This window comes from Psychromicrobium xiongbiense (genome assembly GCF_030271165.1).
In the GTDB taxonomy this organism is placed as follows: Bacteria; Actinomycetota; Actinomycetes; order Actinomycetales; family Micrococcaceae; genus Renibacterium; species Renibacterium xiongbiense.
Genome location: NZ_JASSZH010000001.1, coordinates 116,069 through 137,511 on the forward strand (window position 1 = coordinate 116,069; position 21,443 = coordinate 137,511).

The window sequence follows — 21,443 nt, forward strand, 5'->3', positions numbered from 1 at the left end:
TCACCCGATTCTGCGCCGATTGATTCATCGAATCGTTCAGGCTGGATCGGTGGTGCATCCTGCCGGATGAGGGGAGAGAACCATGAGTTCTGGCCACCAACCTTATCCCGCTCGGTTTCACTGAGTTTTTCAGATGCTCTGATATTCCGCTGAATCCGCCCGGGATCCTTCTGCCCCATTGAGGGCATTTCAACCAGTAGTACATGGTCCGGTGGTGTGCTCTTCATCGCCGCCACCTGCTCACCACCCAGCTTTGCCATGCCCGGGGCCAGGTCCTGAGGCATGCCCTGAAGGAGAACTTTCATGCAGATCACTACCCGCCGCCCGGTCAGCCCACCGGGCCGGACCCCCACTCACCTCACGCCCCGCTCCCGCGAACTCGCCCTGGCTGCCAACAAGCCATCGGAGGAACTGCTGGAGCGCCTTGGGACCGGTCTGCGCGGACTGGACACGCTCAAGGTCCGGGATCGCCAGGAACGTTACGGTCGCAATGAGATCAGCCACGACCGCCCGGCCCCGGCCTGGCTGCAGTTCATGAGCGCCTTCAACAACCCCTTCGTCTGGATTCTGTGCTTCCTGGCAGTGGTCATGCTGTGTACCAATGTCCTCTTTGCTGATCCCGAGGACGGCCCGGACTACAAGGGCGTCATCACGCTGACCCTCATGGTCCTGGTCTCCGTGGTGATGCGGTTCTGGCAGGAATACCGTTCCAGTCAGGCCGCCCAGGCTCTGCAGTCCATGGTGCAGACGACCGCTGCAGTCACTCGTCAGAACGAGCTCGGCGAGCCGTTCACCCGGGAGATCTCGATCGAGGAGATCGTTCCGGGGGACCTGGTCGAGCTCGCCGCCGGAGATATGATCCCGGCCGATGTCCGTTTTCTGCGCACCAAGGACCTGCAGATCAATGAGGGCATGCTCACCGGTGAATCCCTGCCTACCGAGAAGTCACCCGTCTCCGCAGAGGAAATCACCGAAGACACCGTGCTTCAGGCGGACAGCCTGGGTTTCATGGGAACCTCGGTGATCAGCGGAAGCGGCACCGCCGTCGTCGTATACATCGGCTCACAGACCTACTTCGGCTCGATGAGCAGCCAGCTGGCCGGCAAACGCCCCGAGACCAGCTTCGATCAGGGAGTGAAGAAGGTCAGCTTCCTGCTGATCAAATTCATGCTCGTCATGGTGCCTCTGGTGTTCATCATCAACGGGCTCACTAAGGACTGGGCCAGCGCCTTTGTCTTTGGCCTGGTCACCGCTGTGGGCCTCACCCCGGAGATGCTGCCGATGATCGTCACGGCGAATCTGGCCCGCGGCGCGGTGAAGATGTCCAGGCACCAGGTGATCGTCAAGCGCCTCAACGCCATTCAGAACCTCGGCGCCATGGACGTGCTCTGCACCGACAAGACCGGGACCCTGACCGAGGACCGGATTGTGCTGGAACGGCACCTCGATGTCCGGGGGACTTCCAGCCTGAAAGTCCTGCGGATGGCGGCCGCCAATTCGCGCTTCCAGACCGGCCTGCGCAACCTTCTGGACCGCGCCGTGATCGATGCGGCCGGGCCGGAGATCATGGCCGAACTCGAGGGCGCCTACACGCTGATCGACGAGGTTCCTTTCGACTTCTCCCGTCGCCGGATGACGGTGGTGGTCGATGGCGGCTCGGCACCTCTGATGATCACCAAGGGTGCCTTTGAGGAAGTGCTGGAAATCTGTACCACGGTGATGGTCAATGGCCATCCCTCACCGCTGACCCCGCAGCGACGGGCAGAGCTGGAGCAGCTGGCTGCTGCGCAGAACGCCGAAGGAATGCGGGTCCTGGCCCTGGCCACCGCACCCGGATCCCACCGGGACGACTACTCGGTGTCCGATGAGCGTGAGATGACGCTGATCGGCTTCCTGGCCTTCCTCGACCCGCCCAAGGCCTCGGCGGCTGGCGCCATCGAAGCCCTGCACCGGCATGGCACCGCGGTGAAGGTGATCACGGGCGACAATGACCTGGTCGCCCGCACCGTCTGCACCCAGGTGGGCTTGGACGTTGCGGCGGAGAGCGCTCTGCTGACCGGCATCGAACTCGCCGCACTGAATGAGGAGCAGTTCGCTGCGGCCGTGGAATCCACCACGGTGTTCGCCAAGGTCAATCCGATGCAGAAGGCACGGATCGTTGAGCAACTGCAGCGCAACGGCCACACGGTGGGCTTCATGGGGGACGGGATCAACGATGCCGCCGCCCTGCGCAGTGCCGATGTGGGCATTTCAGTGGACACTGCGGTGGACATTGCGCGGGAATCCGCGGACATCATCCTGTTGCAGAAGGATCTGATGGTCCTGGAAGCAGGAATCCAGGAGGGCCGGCGGACCTTCGGCAACATCATCAAGTACATCAAGATGACGGCGAGCTCCAATTTCGGCAATATGTTCTCGGTTCTGGTCGCCTCCGCGCTCCTGCCGTTCCTGCCGATGATCGCGGTCGTCGTTCTGCTCCAGAACCTGGTGTACGACCTGTCCATGCTGGCTCTTCCCTGGGATCGGGTGGACCCGGAATACCTGGAGAAGCCGCGCAAGTGGGAAACCAAAGGCCTGGCACGTTTCATGCTGATGATCGGCCCGCTCTCCTCGGTGTTCGATCTCACCACCTTCGCGCTGATGTGGTACGTCTTCGGGGCGAATTCCCCGGAGCATGCCGCACTCTTCCAGTCCGGTTGGTTCATCGAATCACTGATGTCCCAGACGCTGATTGTGCACCTGATCCGTACCGGGAAGATTCCCTTCATCCAGTCGCGTGCCTCCTGGCCGGTGATGCTGCTGACCGCTGCCGTCTGCCTCTTCGCTCTGGTGCTGCCGTTCAGCGGATTCGGTGAGTCGATGGGGCTGGTCAGCCTGCCGTGGACCTACTTCCCGTGGCTCCTGGGGACACTGCTGGCGTATTGCCTGCTGACCCAGGGCGTCAAGAAGCTGTTCATCCGGCGGTACGGTCACTGGCTCTGAGTTTTGTAGTCGGTGTGCCCGCGGACGTGGTAGTTGTCCGCGGGCACACGAACAGGGGCTGGGCAGGCGCTTCCGCTTCAGAGCAGGGCGGCCGGTCTCAGAGCCGGGCAGCCAGTTCGGTGGCCTGCAGGATCGCGCGTTTGGCATCCACCTCAGCGGCAACATCGGCCCCGCCAACGAGGTGGCCGCCGGTCGAGGCCAGCTCGCGCACAGATTCCTGACCGGTGCACAGCACCACCGTGTCGACGGCGAGCACACGGGTGCCGCCGTCCGGCAGTGTCAGGTGCAGGCCGTCATCGTCGATCAGGTCGTAGCGCACGCCGCCGACCTTCTCCACCCGATCCGCGCTGAGCACTGCCCGGTGAACCCATCCGGTGGTCTTGCCCAGTCCGGCACCGAAGGGACCGTTTTTCCGTTGCAGCAGGTACACCTCGCGTCGCGGAGGCTCAACGACGGCCGCGGTGAGCCCGGCCCTGGCCGAGGGGTCCTCGGTGACTCCCCACCGCTGCTGCCAGGCGGGCAGCGACTCCTGGGCGTCGTGCAGCAGGTATTCGCAGACGTCGTAGCCGATGCCGCCGGCACCCAGCACGGCGACCCGTTTCCCGGCCGTGCGCTCGCCGCGCAGCAGTTCGTCATAACGCACCACCGACGGATGGTCGATGCCGGGAATCTCAGGGATGCGCGGCATGACCCCGGTGGCGAGAACCACCTGGTCAAAGGACTCCAGGGCCTGCGGGGAAGCGCGAACGCCCAGCTTCACCTCCACACCGAGCACCTCCAGCCGTCGGGCGTAGTAGGCGAGAGTGTTGGCAAATTCCTCTTTGCCGGGAATCTGCATGGCCAGCCGGAACTGGCCACCCAGCTCGGTGCGGGCCTCAAAGAGTGTCACGGAGTGGCCGCGCTCGGCCAGGGAGGTGGCGGCTGCCAGACCGGCCGGCCCGCCCCCGACGACCGCAAGCTGCTGACGCCGCTGCGGTGGCACCGGGAGCAGGCGCAGGGTGGTCTCCCGCCCTGCCCGGGGATTGAGCAGGCAACTGGCTCTCTCATTGCGGAAGGTGTGGTCCAGACAGGCCTGATTGCAGGCAATGCAGACATTGATCTCGTCCGCCCGGCCCGCGGCGGCCTTGGCCACGAACTCCGGATCGGCCAGGAACGGGCGGGACATCGATACCAGATCCGCCTGCCCTGAGGCCAGAAGTTCCTCGGCGGTCTCCGGGGTATTGATCCGGTTGGAGGCGATGACGGGCACACCGACTTCCGCCCTGAGACGGCCCGACCAGCCCGCGAAGGCAGCGCGTGGTACCGAGGTGACAATGGTGGGAATGCGGGCCTCGTGCCAGCCGATACCACTGTTGAAAACACTGGTCCCGACGGCTTCCAGCCCCTGCGCGAGTTCCACGACCTCTTGCCAGCTCTGCCCTTCTGGGACCAGATCCACCAGCGAGATCCGGTAGCTGATCAGAAAATCTGAACCGACAGCTTCCCGGATCCGGCGGACGATCTCCAGCGGGAATCTCATCCGCTTGCTGGCGCTGCCGCCCCATTCGTCATCGCGGGTATTGGTCCGCGCCGCCAGGAACTGATTGATCAGGTAGCCCTCGGACCCCATGATCTCCACCCCGTCGTAGCCGGCCTGCTGGGCCAGGGTGGCGGTGCGGACATAGGCGCCGATGGTGCGCTCAACCTCTTTGCTGCTGAGCGCGCGCGGGGCGAAGGGGGTGATCGGGGATTTGACCGAGGATGCGCCACGGTTGAGCGGCTGGTACCCGTAGCGGCCAGCGTGCAGGATTTGCAGGGCGATCAGCCCGCCTTCCTGATGCACGGACTCGGTCAGGACGCGATGTTTCCCGGCAGCGTTCTGCGTGCGCAGCATCGAACCGGTGGGGGTGAGTGCACCCTCCAGATTGGGGGAGAAGCCTCCGGTGATGATCAGCGCGGCACCGCCTGCGGCACGTTCGGCATAGTAGGCGGCGAGGGCGGGAAAATGTCTGGAACGATCTTCCATGCCGGTGTGCATGGACCCCATGACGGCCCGGTTGCGCAGGGTGAGATGGCCCAGCCGGAGCGGTTCAAGCAGATGTGGGTACGTCATGAACGCTCCTGGTGGGATGGTCCCGGAGTCGGGACTGGTGGCAGTCGGTCCAGCATTTCAGTGCACCAGGCGACGTAGCTTTCTTCGGTCCGGATGCCGCCGCGGAGCACCAGATACACCGGAAGTTCCGCCGCATTGAGCGAGCCAGGGTACGGAAAATTTCTGGCGGCGTCCCGCTGGTAGAGCTCCAGCTGGTGTTGGTGTGCCTCGCGTTGGCGTTCGATGTCGGCGATCACTGCGGCCCGGTCGCCGTGATTCATCCCGCGGACTTTGGCGGCGAATTCGCTCCGTGGCCGATCGACGGGGCTTGGCTCGGCAGTCCAGTCGTGGAGTGTGTTCCATCCGTTGGGTGTCAGGTGATAGACGATCCGATCCGGCTTGCCGACCCCGGGGTGCAGTTCGCCTGCCACCTGCCCGTCCTCATGGAGCTGAGCCAGCACCCGGTAGATCTGTTGGTGGCTCGCCTTGAGGAAGAAACCCAGAGATTTATCGAAACGCCGCGCCAGGTCGTAACCGCTGGCGGATTTCTCGGCCAGTGACACCAGGACTGCGTGCTTCAATGCCATTCCTCAGTTCTATATGCACCTAGTTTCATAGTCAAGGTGCGGCAGACCAGTGCCGGCCGTCAGAACGAGACACCTTCGCAGCCTCGGGAATGGAGCGGCGGGCCTGGACGGTTGAGCTGGTGGATGGCCGGGCAGACGGTCCGAAACATCCCGGAGGAGACATGATGTCCAGATTTGTGCACTACACCGAGTTCGGCGGACCTGAGGTTCTCCAGGTGATCGATGTTCCTGAGCCGGTGGCCGGTCCGGGCGAGATTCGGATCCGTACGGCCTACGCGGCGATCAATCCGGTGGACTACAAGATTTTTGCCGGCGGCCCGGCGGCTGCCGCATTCGGTGCAGTGCTTCCTTCCGGGGTGGGCAATGACCTTTCCGGCATCGTGGATCAGGTCGGTGAGGGCGTCACGGACTTCTCGGTCGGCCAAAAGGTCTATGCCGGGGCACGCAACCGTGCGGTGGCCGATTGTGTGGTGGTTCCCAGTGAATTTGCCCGGGCGGTTCCGGAAGGGCTCGGCTTGGATCTGGCCTCGGGTCTGTGGGTGGTGGGACGCACCGCTACGGCGTTGGTGAATGCGCTGAACCTGACCGCGGATGACACGGTTCTGGTCGGGGCAGCGGCTGGCGGGGTGGGCGTGCTGGCTGTCCAGTTGGCCCGACGGACCGGGGCGACCGTGATGGGAACGGCGAGCGAGGCCAATCATGATTATCTGCGTTCGCTGGGCGCGATCCCGGTCAGCTATGGTGAGGGTGTCATCGACCAGGTACGGGCTGTGGCCCCGCAGGGAATCACTGCGGTGATTGACGCCAATGGGCCGGACACCATTGAGCTGGCGCTGGCTCTGGGTGTTTCGCCAGAGCGGATCGTCTCCGCTGCGACTTATGGCAACGCGCTCCGTGGCGCACGCGCGGTGGGTGGCGCACAGGCGAATAACGCCGATCTGGTAGATCTGGCCCAGCTGGTGGCCGAGGGCGAGATCCAACTGCCGATCGATTCGCGGTATCCCCTGGCGGAGGTGCGTGAAGCTTATGCCCACGCCAAGGGCGGGCATTTACGTGGCAAGATTCTGATTGAACTGGACAGTGACCTGTGAACTGGACAGTGACCTGGATACGCACCAGCGACCTGGGTAACAGGTAACAACATAGAACCACCGGCAGGCAGGGCGGTATTCGTGATGACTCTCTACACTCTGGGATCCCTCACTGCGGATATTGCCCTGTCGCATACCGATCTGCTGGCCGCACGAACCGCTGAGGCGCTGCGAGCCTTCCCCGAGGCTGCCGGGGTGGGAGCCGCCGCGGTCGATCCGGAGCATTCTGATACCTCCGCCAGCAGGGACGCCTATGGCCTGGAGCCGGACACTCTGGTCAACTGCGTTATCGTCTCCGGTAAGCGTGAGGGGCAGCAGCGGGTGGCCGCATGCCTGGTCAAAGCAACCCAGCGCGCCGATGTGAACAATGTGGTCAAGCGTGCGCTCGATGTTCGTAAGGCTTCGTTCCTGGCCCAGGAACGCGCCGTGCAGCTGAGCGCGATGGAATATGGCGGCATCACGCCGATCGGTCTGTACCAGCACGAGCCCGGTGATATGCGGATTTTCGTCGATCCGGCCATCCTGCAGACGCCACTAGTGCTGATCGGTTCAGGGATCCGGCGGGGCAAGCTGATTCTGCCCGGTGAGCTTCTGGCGGAATTTCCAGGGGTTGAGATCTGCGAGGACCTGGGCTTGCCACTTGCCCTGGACGCCTCCCTACCTGTTGACTGGTGAGAGCAGAATTCCACCGTCCGAAAGGCCACCCGTGAGCACCATTCCTGAGGAACTGTCCTACACCGCTGAACACGAGTGGGTGAGCGCCGTGAATGAGGATGGCGTGGTTCGCGTTGGCATCACTGACTTTGCGCAGGACGCACTGGGCGACGTGGTCTACGTTCAGCTTCCTGAGGTGGGCGTCACGGTCAACGCGGCCGAGGCCGTGGGTGAAGTGGAGTCCACCAAGAGCGTCAGCGATATCTTTGCCCCGCTCAGCGGGGAAATCGTGGCCCGCAATGAAGCACTCGATGCCGATCCGGGCATCCTCAACTCAGACCCTTATGGTGAAGGCTGGCTGCTGCAGATTCGCCTGGACGATCTGCAGAGCGTGGATTCCCTGCTCAGCGCCTCAGAGTACGAACAACAGGTAGGCTAGAGCGATGCTCCGCCAAGTCAGCGGAGCACACTGGAAACGCGTCGGCACGTAGCACGGACCGGGCAGCTGGATGAGACAGCCAGCCGCCCACCGTCATACAGCATGATCAGTGCCGGTGGAACATCGATGCGGGGGACCGCCAGAAGGGATCGACATGTCGACCGAGAGCACCGGCGCAGCCGGAGGCCAGAACGCTCCTGAGCGCCCCGGGGAACGGCCTGTGTCCAACGCCACGGAGACGACGTCGATTCACCTTCCTCCGCTCGTGGAGAGCGGCCTGGCGGTCAAGCTCAGCGCTGAAGAGAGCGCAGCGGTGGAGGCATTGCCAGCGGGTTCGGCCATCCTGATTGCGCATCTCGGGCCCAATCAGGGCGCGCGATTCCTGCTGGATGACGAGCTCATCAAGGCTGGCCGTCACCCGGAGGCGGATATTTTCCTGGATGATGTGACGGTGTCACGTCGCCATGTCGAGTTCCGCCGCGAAAACGGTGGCTACCGGGTGGTGGATGCGGGAAGCCTGAATGGAACCTATCTCAACGGTGACCGGGTTGATGCTGCCTCGCTGCACAGCGGCGACGAGGTGCGCATTGGGAAATTCCGGTTGACCTACTACGCCCGCTCGGCGGCCTAGGACACGCTGTGGCGACGCAGGGTGTTCGGCGTAGTTTTTCTCAACGGGTCAGCCCTGGGCGACCGGTTATTTTCAATATTGGTGAGGTGCTTGCGCAGCTGACCGACGAGTTTCCTTCGGTCAGTGCCTCCAAAATCCGGTTTTTTGAGGAAAAGGGTCTGGTTACCCCGCAGCGAACCGCGGCTGGCTACCGGCAGTTCACAGAACAGGATGTGGAACGGCTGCGGTTCGTTCTTGCCCTGCAGCGCGATCACTATCTTCCGCTGAAGGTCATTCGTGACTATCTGGCCGCCATCGACCGTGGCGAAGGGCCGGAGAATCTGCCCGCCGGCGTCAGCGCCAGCATTGCGCCACGTGCCGTGGACAGTGAGCTGACCGCCGAACATGCTGGCCGGGTCCGCAAGCTCACCGAGGAGCAGCTGCGCGTCGAATCCGGTGCCAGTGCTGAATTAGTCGAGTCATTGCTGAGTTTCGGGTTGATCGCCGCACGCCGCGGTCACTTCGACGACCATGCCCTCAAAGTGACCAAAGCGTGTGTGGCCCTGGCTTCCCATGGCCTGGAACCGCGCCATCTGCGGCCCTTCCAGGCGGCAGCGGAACGTGAATTCGGGCTGGTGGAACGCGCTGTGGCACCCCTGACCTCGCGTCGGGATGCTGCCTCACAGGCGCGCGCCGCTGAAGCCGCCCGGGAGATCAGCGATTTGTGCCTGAACCTGCACTCTGCCCTGGTTCAGGAGCGCATTGCGCATCTCGAGACCAGCTGAGGCCCGTCATGATCGAGATGGAACTCGTCGGGGTGCGGCTGGAGATGCCTTCGGCGCAGCCTGTGGTGCTTCTCAAGGAGATCCAGGGCAGCCGGACGATCCCGGTGTGGATTGGTACGGCAGAAGCCGCTGCCATTGCCACAGCCCAGCAGGGTATGGTTCCGCCGCGGCCGCTGACGCATGATCTGCTCTGTACCGTGATCCGCGCCCTGGGGCGTACGGTGAAACGGGTGGAGATCGTCGAGGTTAGGGAAGCGGTGTTCTACGCCCAGTTGGTGCTCGATGACGGCACGGTGATCAGCTCGCGGGCTTCCGACGCGATTGCAGTGGCCCAGCGGGTGCCTTGTGGAATCTGGTGTGCGGAGTCGGTGGTGGCCAGTGCGGGTGTGACCATCGGGGATCCTGCCGAGAGTGCCTCAGAGGCCGAGCTCGAAATGCAACGATTTCGTGATTTTCTGGACGACATCGAGCCGGAAGATTTTGAAAAGTAGCGGATTCCCGGGCTTATTCGAGGGCTGACCGGCAGGAACTAAGGTTCGAGTAGAGGGTGAAACTTTCGACACGCCGAAGCTATATCGCTCACCTCTTTGACCTTGTCAGCCCACGGTTCTAACGTACAGAGAAGTAGTTTTCATTGCATGTCTGCAGAACCCTCGTCACACTAGAAGGTACGAGAGTGCAAATCAAGAAGGAGTTCCACGTGAGTCCGAAAGGTGATGCGGGCGAGGCTCAACAGGCCCTGCAGAGTGCAGTCATACCCGTAGGAGCCCAGGGGCTGCTTTTCTCTGAAGATTTGCCGACTCTTGATGAGAACACCGGATACCGTGGGCCGACGGCCAGCAAGGCTGCAGGGATCACCTATCGCCAGTTGGACTACTGGGCGCGCACTGGGCTCGTGGAGCCGACGGTCCGCCATGCGGCCGGTTCGGGATCACAGCGGCTCTATGGCTTCCGGGACATTCTGGTGCTCAAGGTCGTCAAGCGGCTGCTGGACACAGGTGTCTCGCTGCAGCAGATCCGGACCGCCGTCGAGCATCTTCGCGAGCGAGGCGTGGAGGATCTGGCGCAGATCACGCTGATGAGCGATGGCGCTTCCGTCTACGAGTGCACCTCTGCCGACGAAGTCATTGATCTGGTACAGGGCGGCCAGGGCGTGTTCGGTATTGCTGTCGGGAAGGTGTGGCGCGAGGTGGAGGGTAGCCTCTCAGCTCTGCCCAGCGAGTCTGCTGACGATCAGAGCTTCCCCGATGACGAGCTCAGTAAGCGGCGGGCAGCCCGCAAGATTTCCTGAGGTGTTTCAGCGCAGTGCGGGGTAAAAGATCGGCCGAGTCACCAGAAGGTGACCCGGCCGATCTGCTTTAAGGGCTGAGCTTCAGTGTCCTTCGAGAATTCTGGCCAGCAGGGCATCGAAATTTGCCGCTGCAGCCTTGGCAGCTTCACCGGGCCAATGGTGGACGGAACGGGCTGCCCCCTGGATCTGCTGCCAGTTGGATTGCTCGGCGATGGTGGGGTTCAGCAGCAGGGGGCCGAACATCGTCGCCATCTCATTGAGCCGGTAGGTATGCTCCGCAGAGCCGCTACGCACCCGGTTGGCGACAATGCCGGCCGTCTTCAGGCCGGCAGCGAACTCCTGGCGGAACAGCTCGATGGCGCGCAGGGTGCGTTCGGTGCCTGCCACCGAAAAGAGTCCGGGTTCGGCCACCAGCAGCACCTGCTGCGAAGCAGCCCAGGCAATGCGGGTCAGGCCGTTGAGCGAGGGCGGGCAATCGATCAGGACCAGTTCATAACGCGGTAAACCATGGTTGTTCAGGCTGGCAAGCACTGTCGTGAGGCGGCGCAGATCCCGGCGACTCAGGTCCGGCCGATCAAAGATTCCGGTAAAAGCGGAGCCCGGCGCGACATCGAGAATGCGTTCCTTGCCGGTGGCAGGAACCTGGCCTGCGGTCTGGGCGATCCATCCGGCAGGGACCACATGAGCGGCCAGATCGGCCCGGCGGGGGGCCTTGAGCAACCGACCGATGTCCATCGCCTCGCCCTGGTTCACGCCCAGACCGGTGGTGGCATCCGCATGGGGGTCGAGGTCGATGACGAGCGTGGGGACTTCTGCAGCCAGGGCGGCGGAAGCCAGCCCCAAAGTCACCGACGTCTTGCCGACGCCGCCCTTCAATGAGCTAATACTCACAACCTGCACTGAGGATCCCATCCATCGATGTTCGCTTGAGCACGTACCGCTGCAAACCTCCTTTCATCATAGGTGGGTGAGGTGAAAATGCGGGATATTCCTCCGGCTTGCCTCGGAATTAGCTCATGAAACCTTCAGCAATCCGCTGTTCCGTCATGAAGAGCCATGGGCTAAGAGGGCGTCTGTTGGAGGCGATAAGCTGGCTGCGCAGCACTGTGGGCCCGGAGGATCATCCCGGGCTCAGACACTGACCGAGGGGACTGTATGTTTTCCAAGATTCTGGTAGCCAACCGTGGCGAAATCGCCATCAGGGCTTTCCGTGCCGGCTATGAGCTGGGCGCCAAAACCGTAGCAGTCTTCCCGTACGAGGACCGGAATTCCATTCACCGTCAGAAGGCAGACGAAGCCTACTCGATTGGCAGCCAGGGGCATCCGGTGCGGGCTTACCTGGATGTGGATGAGATTATCCGGGTGGCCAGGGAATCGGGCGCAGACGCCATCTATCCCGGGTACGGCTTCCTGTCGGAGAACCCGGATCTGGCCCGAGCTGCGGAAGCAGCGGGCATCACCTTTGTGGGGCCGCCTGCCAGGGTGCTGGAGATGGCCGGAAACAAGGTCGCCGCGCTCAAGGCCGCCAAGGCCGCCGGGGTTCCCACTCTGAAGTCCTCTGAACCGTCGAAAGACCTTGATGAGTTGATCGCCGCAGCTGATGAGATCGGCTTCCCGATCTTCGCCAAAGCGGTGGCCGGCGGTGGCGGCCGGGGCATGCGTCGGGTTGAAACCCGTGAAGAGCTTCCTGATGCCCTGCGCTCGGCCATGCATGAGGCGGAGTCCGCCTTTGGTGACGCGACGATGTTCCTGGAACAGGCCGTCCTGCGCCCGCGCCACATCGAGGTCCAGATCCTGGCCGATGCCGAAGGCAACATCATGCATCTGTTCGAGCGTGACTGTTCCCTGCAGCGTCGCCACCAGAAGGTCATTGAAATCGCCCCGGCACCCAATCTGGACGAGTCCATCCGTCAGGCCCTCTACCGTGATGCCGTGGCGTTCGCCAAGGCGCTCGGCTATGTCAACGCCGGGACGGTGGAGTTCCTGGTGGACACTGCGGGCGAGCGCGCCGGTCAGCATGTCTTCATTGAGATGAATCCCCGGATCCAGGTGGAGCACACCGTCACCGAGGAGATCACCGATGTGGACCTGGTTCAGGCCCAGATCAGAATTGCCGCGGGGGAGACTCTGGCGGATCTGGGTCTGAGCCAGGACACGGTATCCATCAAGGGCGCTGCCTTGCAGTGCCGGATCACCACGGAAGACCCGGCGAACGGATTCCGGCCCGATGTCGGCAAGATCACCGGGTATCGCTCGGCTGGCGGTGCCGGCGTGCGGCTCGATGGCGGTACCGTATACGACGGCGCGGAAATCAGCCCGCACTTCGACTCCATGCTGGTCAAGCTGACCTGCCGCGGACGGACCTACCCCGCAGCGGTCGCCCGTGCACGCCGGGCTCTGGCAGAGTTCCGCATCCGCGGTGTCTCCACCAATATCCCCTTTCTGCAGGCGGTGCTGGACGATCCTGAGTTCATCGCCGGGAACATTGCCACCGACTTCATCGAAAAGCGGCCCGAGCTGCTCAGCGTGCGCACGTCGGCGGACCGCGGGACCAAATTGTTGACCTGGCTGGCTGATGTAACGGTCAACAAACCGTATGGTGCCTTGGCTGTTCACTCCGATCCGGCCAGCAAATTGCCCGATGTCTCCGCGCTGGTCCCGCCTGCCGGCTCCCGGCAACGTCTGGCCGATCTGGGGCCGGAGGGTTTTGCGACCTGGTTGCGAAACCAGACGGCGGTTGCCGTCACGGACACCACCTTCCGCGATGCCCATCAGTCGCTGCTGGCGACACGGGTCCGCACCCGGGATCTGGTCGCTGCGGGCGCTGCCGTCTCGGCACTGACTCCGCAACTGCTCTCGGTGGAGGCATGGGGCGGTGCAACCTACGATGTCGCCCTGCGATTCCTGGGTGAGGACCCCTGGGAGCGCCTGGTTGCTTTGCGTCAGGCGCTACCCAATATCTGTCTGCAGATGCTGCTGCGCGGACGCAACACGGTGGGCTACACCCCGTACCCGGAAGAGGTCACCGAGGCCTTTGTGCAGGAGGCGGCGGCCAGCGGGATCGACATCTTCCGGATCTTCGACGCGCTCAATGATGTGAACCAGATGGAGCCGGCCATCCGGGCTGTACGGGCAACCGGGACTGCCGTGGCGGAGGTAGCACTCTGTTACACCTCGGACATGCTCGATCCGGAGGAGAAGGTTTACACCCTGGAGTACTACCTGGATCTGGCTCAGCGCATCGTCGATGCCGGCGCGCACATCCTGGCGATCAAGGATATGGCGGGGTTGCTTCGCCCGGCAGCGGCGGCCAAGTTGGTCACCGCGCTGCGGGAGCGGTTCTCGCTGCCTGTCCACCTGCATACCCACGACACCGCGGGTGGCCAGATGGCTACTCTGCTGGCCGCCATCGAGGCCGGGGTGGACGCCGTTGACGTCGCCTCTGCCTCGCTGGCCGGGACCACCAGCCAGCCTTCGGCATCGGCTCTGGTGGCGGCCCTGGCGCACACGCCACGGGACACGGGAATCCAGCTCAAAGATGTCAGCGCCCTGGAGCCCTACTGGGAGGCCGTGCGTCGCGTCTATGCACCTTTCGAATCCGGTCTTCCGGGGCCGACCGGTCGGGTGTACCAGCATGAGATCCCGGGCGGGCAGCTCTCGAATCTGCGCCAGCAGGCCATTGCGCTCGGCCTTGGCGAGCGCTTCGAGGCCATTGAGGATATGTACACCGCAGCCGACCGGATCCTCGGTCATCTGGTCAAGGTGACTCCTTCCTCAAAGGTGGTCGGGGACCTGGCGCTGCATCTGGTGGGCCTGGGTGCCGATCCTGCGGACTTTGAAGAGAACCCGCAGAACTACGACATCCCGGATTCGGTGATCGGCTTCCTCTCCGGTGAGCTGGGCGACCCGCCCGGAGGCTGGCCCGAGCCGTTCCGCACCAAGGCCCTCCAGGGCCGCGAAATCAAGGTCCGCGATGCTGAGCTCAGTGAGGCCGACCGCGCGGGACTGGCCGGCGACCCGGCGACTCGCCGGGCCACGTTGAACCGCTTGCTGTTCGCAGGCCCAACGAAGGACTTCCTGGCTACCAGGGCCACCTATGGTGATGTCTCGGTGCTGGATACCCGGGACTATCTCTTTGGCCTGCAACGCGGCACCGAGCACATTCTGCCGCTGGGGCGGGGTGTGCGGTTGATCGCGTCGCTGGAGGCCATCTCCGAGGCAGACGAGAAGGGGATGCGCACGGTCATGTGCCGGTTGAACGGCCAGTCGCGCCCGGTCAGTGTGCGGGATCGGAGCGTTGAGTCCAAGGTCAAGACGGCGGAGAAGGCAGATCCGCAGGTGGCAGGCCAGATTGCCGCGCCTTTTGCCGGAGCGGTCACCCTGGTGGTCCAGCCCGGCGATGTGGTGGAGGCAGGGCAGACCATCGCCACCATCGAGGCCATGAAGATGGAAGCATCCATCACCACTCCGGTGGCCGGTCGGGTCAGTCGGGTGGCTGTTGCCCCCGTGGACCAGGTCCAGGGCGGGGATCTGCTGCTGGTGGTCGAGGCCTAGCCTCCGCAGAGAATCTATGAACAAGAGAGGGCCGGAGCGGTTGCTCCGGCCCTCTCTTGTTTTCTCCCGGTGTTTCTCTCGGCCGGGACAACGTCAGGACGGCTTGGCGGCCGAGTAGATCTCCTCCACGACGTCGGTGAAGTCACGCAGGATCTGAGCCCGCTTGATTTTCAGCGACGGGGTCAGGTGACCCGTCGCCTCGGTGAAGTCGCTGGCGACGATGCGGAAGGACTTGATCGCCTCCGCATGGGAGACCGATTCGTTGGCATGGTCGACGACCTTCTGGACGGCATCGCGAATCACAGGGTGCCTGCTCGCTTCGAGGACCGTCATGTCCCGCGGCAGCCCGTGATGTGCTGCCCACTGAGGGAGTGCCTCCTCGTCGAGCGTGATCAGGGCGGCGATGAAGGGCTTGCCATCGCCGATCACCATGCACTGGGAGACCAGGGCCGAGGACCGGATCTGGTCTTCCAGCTGTGCCGGGGCCACGTTCTTGCCACCGGCCGTGACCAGAATTTCCTTTTTCCTGCCGGTGATCCGCAGGAAGCCGTCCTCATCGAGTTCGCCGATATCCCCGGTGTGGAACCAGCCGTCGGTGAAGGCCTCCTCCGTGAGATCAGCACGCTCGTGGTAGCCCTTCATGACACAGGCGCCCTTGCTGAGAATCTCTCCATCGGCGGCGATGCGCACCGCGTTGCCCGGCAGTGGCCTGCCCACCGTGCCGATTTTGATCTGTCGGGGCTGGTTGACGCTGATCGGTGCTGTGGTCTCGGTCAGGCCATAGCCTTCCAGCACCGTGACGCCGATGCCGTTGAAAAAGTGGCCCAGTCGCTCGCCGAGCGGGCCGCCACCGGAGACCGCGTAGTTCAGTCGACCGCCCATGGCGGCACGCAATTTTCCGTAGACGAGCTTGTCGAATACCCAGTGCTTTGCCCGGAGTCCCACCGAGGGGGAGCCCTCCATGGCGGCGCGTGAGTAGGCGATGGCGGTTTCCGCGGCCTTCTCGAAAATTTTTCCCTTGCCCTCGGACTCAGCCTTGAGCGCCGCAGAGTTGTACACCTTCTCAAAGACGCGGGGCACCGCAAGGATGTAGGTCGGGTTGAAACTCTGGAAGTCAGCCAGAAGGTTCTTGATGTCCGGGGTATGCCCGGTACGGGCGCCTGCCGCCACATTCAGAATCGCGATGAAGCGGCCAAAAATATGGGCCAGGGGCAGGAACATGATGGTCTGCGCGCCCGGGGCTCCCACCACGGTGCGAAGCTCGGCCAAGGCGTTCTCAGAGAGTTCCACGAAGTTGCCGTGCGTGAGTTCCACACCCTTCGGCCGTCCTGTGGTTCCGGAGGTATAGATGATGGTGGCGACATCTCGCAGACCGGCACGGGAGCGCCGCTGCTCCAGCTGATCGTCATCGACCTCCCGGCCGGCGGCCCGGAGCTCATCCAGCCCCGTGCTGAGATTCCAGAAGTGTGCCAGTCCGAGGCCCTCGGACTCGGAGGCCTGACGCAGCGTTGCCAGATGGGACTCGAATTCCCCGAAGGCAGCTACCGCGGAGGAATTGCTCAGGTTCCAGGACACCTGGCTGGGTGCCGAGGTTTCGTAGACCGGAACGGAGATGGCCCCTGCGTACCAGAGGGCGAAGTCGACCAGGGTCCATTCGTAGCGGGTGCGGGACATGATGGCGACCCGATCGCCAGCCTGGATGCCCTGGGCTATCAATCCCTTGGCGAGAGCCACGACGTCAGCCCGGAAGACGGTGGCGCGGATGTCCTGCCAGGTACCCGCAGCATCGAGAACGGCAAACAGCACTGGGTCAGCGCCGCTGGTGGCGTGACGCTCCAGAAGAGTGGTGGTGTTGCTTTCCTCTGGGATGATGACTGCTGGCGGGACGATGATTTCCTGCATGATAGCTCCCTCGATATCAATGACCGTCGGGTAGCCATTGCCGGAAGGCAGAAAGCTACTCGTCAGTAACCTTACGCGAGCGTGCGGATTCTGCTCAACACGTTGAACCGCTAGCCTAAAGGGTGCGACGACGAAAGGGCAGCAGGTGCAGCAGGACAGCGAAACACTCAATACCTTGGCCATCGGATTGGATGTCGGCGGGACGAAGGTCGCCGCGGGCGTCGTGGATTCCTCCGGGACCGTACTGAGGCGATTGCGACGGTCTACGCCGGGCACCGACCCGCGAGCGGTTGAGCAGACCATCGTGGACCTGGTTCAGGAACTGGCTGTGGGCTACTCCATCGCCGCTGTCGGCGTCGGGGCGGCCGGCTGGATGGACGTCGATGGCGGCACCGTACTTTTCAGCCCGCACCTGGCCTGGCGCAATGAACCGCTGCAGGCCAATTTGGAGGCTTTGCTGGGCCGTCCCGTGGCTCTGACTAACGACGCCGATGCCGCAGCCTGGGCCGAGTGGCGCTTTGGTGCCGGCCAGGGCGAAAGTCGGCTGGTCTGCGTGACCCTGGGAACCGGCATCGGCGGCGCCCAGGTAGTGGATGGTCGGATTGAGCGTGGGCGCTTCGGCGTGGCCGGCGAATTCGGCCACCAGGTGATCATGCCTGGTGGGCATCGCTGCGAATGTGGCAACCGTGGCTGCTGGGAACAGTACGCCTCCGGCAATGCCCTGGGCAGGGAAGCACGGGAGCTGGCCGGTGCCAATTCACCCGTGGCCCAGGAACTGCTGCGCGCCGTCAACGGACGAGTCGCGGACATCACCGGCATCCTGGTTACCGACCTGGCCCGTGTCGGAGATCCGGCTTGCCGTGAGCTGGTGGAGGACGTCGGCTCCTGGCTGGGACTCGGGCTGGCGAACCTGGCCGCCGCTCTGGACCCCGGGCGTTTTGTGATCGGAGGCGGTCTCTGTGAAGCGGGGGATCTGCTGATTGAACCGACACGCAAAGCCTTTGCCCGGAACCTGACCGGCCGGGGTTTTCGTCCGCTCGCGGAGATCAGCGTGGCCGCTCTGGGGCCCGAGGCCGGTCTGATTGGCGCTGCCGATCTGGCCCGCCGAGCGGCCGCCTGAGAGAAGGTTGCGCGCGGCGCCGTTGAGGGACGGTCTCAGGAACGGTGCTTCAGAGCGTCAGGGATCGCGGCTCACAGACGGGCGCCGTCGTCATCGTGGCCCTGTGGCATCCGGTAGACCAGATAACCCACTCCGGCTAGGAAGGCGAGCACCAGAAAGACGATCGCCATGGCCGGGATGTCCCGCCAGAAGAACACCGCCAACAGCAGGGCCGCCGGTGCCCCGAGTGCACCCACCCAGCCCAGCACCAGAGCCGGTTCGGAGCCACGCAATGAGGCAGGTTCCTCAGGGACGAACCCTTCCTCGTCCTCTGCCGCAGAGTAATCCCGCGGCCCACGGGAGTCCGGAAAATAGTCCGCTTCGGCGGAGGCCGCCAGATCGGCGGCGGAAATCTGGACGCCCAGTGGGTCGTAGCTGGCAAAAGGAGCCCTAGTCGACGTCGAGTCCACGGCGGGGTTCAGGCCGCTGGATTCATCCAGTCCGTCGGCCTGGAGCCGTGCCACCAGATCCAACCAGACCGCCTCCGTATCGTCACTGTCGTGAGGGTGCTCGCTGGCTCGTTCGCCGTCGGGAGCGCCATCCTCAGGAGTGCCGTCAGCTGCTTCTGGGGGCTCCGGATTGTCCGGCCGGTTCGACATCATGAAGCGCTCTCCGGAGCCGGGCTACTGGCGCCCAGGGCGCCGGGGCGAAGGCCTGCCACCTCCATGAAGAACGCGCTGGACTGCGCCAGGATCTGCGGGGCGTCGTGGTCCAGCGTGGCCACGTGGTAGCTGTTGTGGAGCTTCCGCAGATCCACCCGGTGGCTGGATACGCCCTCCACCAGCGTGGTCACCGAACTGTCGGCCACCACATGGTCCACCGTGGAACGGAACAGCAGGATCGGTGCCGTGATGGCAGGCAGATTCCTGCGCGTATCCAGGAAGAGCTGACGCAGCTGGTGCACCGCGGCCACCGGAACGCGATCGTAGGCATGCTCATCGACATCGGGCTTGACCAGGTCATTGCCAATCGCCGGAACAGAGGTCAGCGCGTACTTCAGCACACCGGAGATGGCGCCGCGTTTGTCCACCATGCTCAGCCCCGGGTTGACCAGTGCCAGGCCAGCCACCGGATGGTGCTCGGCGATCCGTAGCGCCAGGGTGCCGCCCATCGACAGGCCGGCGACGAAAACGATGTCGCAGCGGCCGCTCAGCTCCAGGTATGCTGCCTCGAGCCGCAGGTACCACTCCTGCCAGGTGGTCCGGGCGAGGTCCTCCCAGCGGGTGCCATGGCCGGGAAGCAGGGGCATGTTCACGGCGAACCCCTGTCCCGCCAGATGTTCGGCCCAGGGCCGCATGGCTGCCGGGGAGCCAGTGAAACCATGCGAGACAGCGACGCCGACCCGTGCCAGCCTGCCGTGGCCAGCAGTAACGAGAGGTTCGTGGGGAGACATCACAACAATCACCTTCCGGGCTCAATGGTGCTGGGAGACGAACTGCCTGGCTGCAGCAGGCGCAACTCCGCAGCCACTGTGAGCAGGCTACCCCACCGACGCTGAGACAGACAGGTGTGCGCGTGAGGTTCGCGCCTCCGGGAGTCAGCAAGTCAGCATATGAGATGCGTCTTTCGCCGGAAGCGGAGTTTTCCACCAGCAACTAAGCTGGGGGAGTGCATGATGTAGCTTCTGCGCCCGTTGCGCAGTCACCAGTCCCGAATGTTCCTTCCACCAGTTTGCGTCCCGGTGCGGGCACGCCCGAATCCACCTGGTTCACCGGTCTGGGTCAGGCTGGTGCTGCGGACTATCCAGGGCTGGACGAGTGGCGCGATCTGCCGAAGGTCCAACAGCCTACCTGGCAGAACGAGGCGAGTCATCGTGCTGCGGTCGCCGAACTCTCCACTCTGCCACCGCTGGTCTTCGCCGGTGAGGTGGATCTGTTGCGGGAGCGCCTGGCCGCTGCGGCCCAGGGCAAGGCCTTTCTGCTTCAGGGCGGCGATTGTGCTGAGACCTTTGAGGGGGCCACTGCTGACAAGATCAGTGCCCGGGTCAAGACGATTCTGCAGATGGCTGTGGTGCTGACCTACGGTGCCTCGCTGCCGGTGATCAAGATGGGTCGGATGGCCGGTCAGTTCACCAAGCCGCGCTCGTCCAACGATGAGACGCGTGATGGCCTGACTCTGCCTGCCTACCGGGGGGACATGGTCAATGGCTACGACTTCACCCCGGAATCGCGTGCGCATGACGCGTCCAGAATGGTGCAGGGGTACCACACCTCCGCCTCCACACTGAACCTGATCCGTGCCTTTACCCAGGGTGGCTTTGCCGATCTGCGGTTGGTGCATCACTGGAACAAGGGGTTCACCCAGAATCCGGCCCACGCGCGCTATGAATCTCTTGCTGCGGACATCGACCGCGCCATCCGTTTCATGGCGGCCTGTGGCTCGGATTTTGAAGCGCTCAAGCGCACGGAGTTCTTTGCCAGCCACGAAGCGTTGCTGCTCGACTACGAACGGGCGCTGACCCGGATCGACTCCCGCACGGGGACGCCGTATGCGACGAGTGGCCATTTCCTGTGGATCGGGGAGCGGACCCGTCAACTCGATGGCGCTCATGTGAACTTCCTGTCCAAGGTGCGCAACCCCATCGGCATCAAGCTCGGCCCCTCCACCACGGGAGATGACGCCCTGCGTCTGATTGACGCTCTGGACCCCGAGCGCGAGCCCGGAAGGATCACCTTCATCACCCGGATGGGGGCAGGGAACATTCGCGAGAAGCTTCCTGCCGTGGTCAGGCGAGTCACCGACTCCGGAGCGAAGGTTCTCTGGGTCACCGATCCGATGCACGGCAACACGGTCACCTCGCCCAACGGCTACAAGACGCGGCGCTTCGACGACGTCATGGCGGAGGTTCGCGGTTTCTTCGAGGTGCATGCCGAGCTGGGCACCTTCCCCGGCGGCCTGCACGTGGAAATGACCGGCGATGACGTCGCGGAATGCCTCGGCGGGGCCGATCCGATCGACGAGGAAGCGTTCCTCACCCGCTATGAAACGGTGTGTGATCCGCGCCTGAACCATATGCAATCGCTGGAACTGGCTTTCCTGGTCTCCGGAGCCCTGGCCCAGCAGAGCTGAACCGGACGCTGGTGTCGACACCGTGAGTGGGGCCCGGCGGATGCATCCGCCGGGCCCCACTCACGGTGTCGACACCAGCGTCCGGTTCAGCTCTGCTGGGCCAGGGCTCCGGAGACCAGGAAAGCCAGTTCCAGCGATTGCATATGGTTCAGGCGCGGATCACACACCGTTTCATAGCGGGTGAGGAACGCTTCCTCGTCGATCGGATCGGCCCCGCCGAGGCATTCCGCGACGTCATCGCCGGTCATT

Annotated in this window: 18 protein-coding genes; 11 read left to right on the plus strand and 7 right to left on the minus strand. The window is 63.8% G+C overall.

Annotated features, from left to right (window positions below):
* Positions 1-303 precede the first annotated feature (303 nt).
* Positions 304-2,982 (plus strand): magnesium-translocating P-type ATPase, encoded by a 2,679-nt coding sequence (gene mgtA, locus QQM37_RS00595; protein WP_285723978.1) that lies wholly within the window; start codon positions 304-306, stop codon positions 2,980-2,982.
* 97 nt (positions 2,983-3,079) lie between these two features.
* On the opposite strand, the gene QQM37_RS00600 is transcribed toward mgtA, so the two are convergent.
* Positions 3,080-5,074: an NADPH-dependent 2,4-dienoyl-CoA reductase gene (locus QQM37_RS00600; protein WP_285723981.1), complete on the minus strand. Its 1,995-nt coding sequence runs from the start codon at positions 5,072-5,074 to the stop codon at positions 3,080-3,082.
* Positions 5,071-5,640 (minus strand): PadR family transcriptional regulator, encoded by a 570-nt coding sequence (locus tag QQM37_RS00605; RefSeq protein WP_285723983.1) that lies wholly within the window; start codon positions 5,638-5,640, stop codon positions 5,071-5,073. The genes QQM37_RS00600 and QQM37_RS00605 overlap by 4 nt, the downstream gene beginning before the upstream one ends.
* Before the next feature lie 161 nt (positions 5,641-5,801).
* On the opposite strand from QQM37_RS00605, the gene QQM37_RS00610 reads away from it, so the two are divergent.
* The 7 genes from QQM37_RS00610 to QQM37_RS00640 all read left to right on the plus strand — a co-directional run bounded on the left by QQM37_RS00610 (position 5,802) and on the right by QQM37_RS00640 (position 10,510).
* Positions 5,802-6,731, plus strand: coding sequence for an NADP-dependent oxidoreductase (locus QQM37_RS00610; protein WP_285723985.1), 930 nt, complete (start codon positions 5,802-5,804; stop codon positions 6,729-6,731).
* A gap of 84 nt (positions 6,732-6,815) precedes the next feature.
* Positions 6,816-7,406, plus strand: a complete 591-nt coding sequence (locus QQM37_RS00615; RefSeq protein ID WP_285723987.1) for a YbaK/EbsC family protein — start codon at positions 6,816-6,818, stop codon at positions 7,404-7,406.
* A 31-nt stretch (positions 7,407-7,437) separates the two neighbouring features.
* On the plus strand, positions 7,438-7,824 hold the full coding sequence (gcvH, locus tag QQM37_RS00620) for a glycine cleavage system protein GcvH (protein ID WP_285723989.1): 387 nt from the start codon (positions 7,438-7,440) through the stop codon (positions 7,822-7,824).
* Positions 7,825-7,978: 154 nt separating this feature from the next.
* Positions 7,979-8,455 carry an FHA domain-containing protein gene (locus QQM37_RS00625; protein ID WP_285723991.1) on the plus strand — a complete coding sequence of 159 codons (477 nt, stop codon included), beginning with the start codon at positions 7,979-7,981 and terminating at the stop codon, positions 8,453-8,455.
* 8 nt (positions 8,456-8,463) lie between these two features.
* Positions 8,464-9,219: a transcriptional regulator FtsR gene (gene ftsR / locus QQM37_RS00630; RefSeq protein ID WP_474198332.1), complete on the plus strand. Its 756-nt coding sequence runs from the start codon at positions 8,464-8,466 to the stop codon at positions 9,217-9,219.
* 8 nt (positions 9,220-9,227) lie between these two features.
* Positions 9,228-9,710 carry a bifunctional nuclease family protein gene (locus tag QQM37_RS00635; protein WP_285723993.1) on the plus strand — a complete coding sequence of 161 codons (483 nt, stop codon included), beginning with the start codon at positions 9,228-9,230 and terminating at the stop codon, positions 9,708-9,710.
* 209 nt (positions 9,711-9,919) lie between these two features.
* The gene (locus QQM37_RS00640; RefSeq protein WP_285723995.1) at positions 9,920-10,510 is read left to right on the plus strand and encodes a MerR family transcriptional regulator; all 591 of its coding nucleotides are present in this window, start codon (positions 9,920-9,922) and stop codon (positions 10,508-10,510) included.
* Positions 10,511-10,591: 81 nt separating this feature from the next.
* Here the strand turns inward: QQM37_RS00640 and QQM37_RS00645 are convergent, their stop codons facing one another.
* The gene (locus tag QQM37_RS00645; RefSeq protein ID WP_285724021.1) at positions 10,592-11,410 is read right to left on the minus strand and encodes a ParA family protein; all 819 of its coding nucleotides are present in this window, start codon (positions 11,408-11,410) and stop codon (positions 10,592-10,594) included.
* Positions 11,411-11,665: 255 nt separating this feature from the next.
* Here QQM37_RS00645 and QQM37_RS00650 point away from each other — a divergent pair, with 255 nt between their 5' ends.
* Positions 11,666-15,064, plus strand: a complete 3,399-nt coding sequence (locus QQM37_RS00650; RefSeq protein WP_285723997.1) for a pyruvate carboxylase — start codon at positions 11,666-11,668, stop codon at positions 15,062-15,064.
* A 93-nt stretch (positions 15,065-15,157) separates the two neighbouring features.
* Here the strand turns inward: QQM37_RS00650 and QQM37_RS00655 are convergent, their stop codons facing one another.
* On the minus strand, positions 15,158-16,966 hold the full coding sequence (locus QQM37_RS00655; RefSeq protein WP_285723999.1) for an AMP-dependent synthetase/ligase: 1,809 nt from the start codon (positions 16,964-16,966) through the stop codon (positions 15,158-15,160).
* A gap of 175 nt (positions 16,967-17,141) precedes the next feature.
* Here QQM37_RS00655 and QQM37_RS00660 point away from each other — a divergent pair, with 175 nt between their 5' ends.
* Entirely contained in the window at positions 17,142-18,086 is a 945-nt protein-coding gene (locus tag QQM37_RS00660; RefSeq protein WP_337250221.1) for an ROK family glucokinase, read from the plus strand.
* 71 nt (positions 18,087-18,157) lie between these two features.
* Here the strand turns inward: QQM37_RS00660 and QQM37_RS00665 are convergent, their stop codons facing one another.
* Together QQM37_RS00665 and QQM37_RS00670 are read right to left on the minus strand one after the other, a co-directional pair.
* Entirely contained in the window at positions 18,158-18,727 is a 570-nt protein-coding gene (locus QQM37_RS00665; protein ID WP_285724004.1) for a hypothetical protein, read from the minus strand.
* The gene (locus QQM37_RS00670) at positions 18,724-19,518 is read right to left on the minus strand and encodes an alpha/beta hydrolase (protein WP_285724005.1); all 795 of its coding nucleotides are present in this window, start codon (positions 19,516-19,518) and stop codon (positions 18,724-18,726) included. Before QQM37_RS00670 ends, QQM37_RS00665 begins: the two co-directional genes overlap by 4 nt.
* 278 nt (positions 19,519-19,796) lie before the next feature.
* Here QQM37_RS00670 and QQM37_RS00675 point away from each other — a divergent pair, with 278 nt between their 5' ends.
* On the plus strand, positions 19,797-21,194 hold the full coding sequence (locus QQM37_RS00675) for a class II 3-deoxy-7-phosphoheptulonate synthase (RefSeq protein ID WP_420030097.1): 1,398 nt from the start codon (positions 19,797-19,799) through the stop codon (positions 21,192-21,194).
* Between the two features lie 86 nt (positions 21,195-21,280).
* On the opposite strand, the gene QQM37_RS00680 is transcribed toward QQM37_RS00675, so the two are convergent.
* Positions 21,281-21,443 (minus strand): 3-deoxy-7-phosphoheptulonate synthase (locus QQM37_RS00680; protein ID WP_285724025.1); only part of this gene is annotated, 163 nt, incomplete at its 5' end.